This is a genomic window from Paenarthrobacter sp. PH39-S1 (assembly GCF_030063245.1).
Taxonomy (GTDB): domain Bacteria; phylum Actinomycetota; class Actinomycetes; order Actinomycetales; family Micrococcaceae; genus Arthrobacter_M.
In genome coordinates, this window is sequence record NZ_JASISR010000107.1 from 1 (window position 1) to 1072 (window position 1072).

A 1072-nucleotide genomic window follows, 5' to 3' on the forward strand; every position below is an offset into this window, starting at 1 on the left:
AGGTCCCCGGCCTTCCCGGTTTCGGCCAGGTGGCTGATCTTGCGGCGGATGGTTTTTACTTCCGGGGCCCGGTCCAGGCCCAGCACCCGGCCCAGGGCGGCAGGGTCGATCCGGGTGGAGCCTTCGGCGCGGGGCTCTCCGGCCAGGGCCCGCAACACCGAGTCGAGGAGCATGGTCTCCAGCCCGTAAAACCCGTCCGGCAACGCCCCGAACGTTGCCTTCGCGCAGTCCAGCAGCCCGGTGGCCTCCAGCGCCGGCAAGGCCAGGAACAGCCCGGCCAACGGCACCCGGGCCGCCGGGGCAAACACCGGGGCCGCGCACTCGAGCAGACCGGCCCGGGCTGCTGCCCGTTCGGTGGACCGATCCGCAGGTGCCGGGAGTACGGGCAACACCGGCTGTGTTGGCTCAGTGCGGGTCTTGGGCGCTGATCCGCGCTTGTTCACGATGATTTCAGCGGCTTCCGGGGTGTTTGTCTCCTCGAAGGTCAGGGCGCGCCGGACGGTGTCGGTGGAGACCCCGGCCGCTGCCGCGGTTGCCCGCAGGCTCGCACCACCGGCGCGGAGCCGGCGGATCTCGGCCGCTTTCTCTCCGGTCAGCACCGTCGGACCTTTGGGGCCTTTCTTCACCGGCGCCAACGCGGCCACACCCTCACCGGTGAGACTGACCCGCCAGCGGCGCAACGATTCCGGGGTGACGCCGAACCCTGCCGCTACCTCGTTGACCCGGGCCGCGCCGGCCCGCACCAGCTGCACCGCGGCCAGGCGGCGCAGGTCATCCTGGCCGGCATCCCACACCCAGCACAACTGGCCGTTGAGAAAGACCTTGCCGCCGAGAACATCATTTTCCAGCAACGCCGCCGACTCCCCGATCAGCACGGCACCCAGGTCCGCGATCAAGGGAAGGGGCATCTGGGTCGTCATCACACCCATCCTCCCACCCCCAATATAAGCGAAAAAGTCACACGTTTATTATCTCACATCGGGGGCATGATTAAAAGACTTGAGCGAGCAAGAATCCCCGGAAACTCAATACATCACCCGCACGGCCGTCCTGTCATGTCAGGAGCCCTGGG

1 protein-coding gene is annotated in these 1072 nt (G+C 67.8%); it reads right to left on the reverse strand.

Annotated elements, in window-relative coordinates:
* Nucleotides 1–920 (reverse strand): putative transposase (locus tag QMG52_RS21710; RefSeq protein WP_283562474.1); only part of this gene is annotated, 920 nt, incomplete at its 3' end.
* Nucleotides 921–1072: the final 152 nt, after the last annotated feature.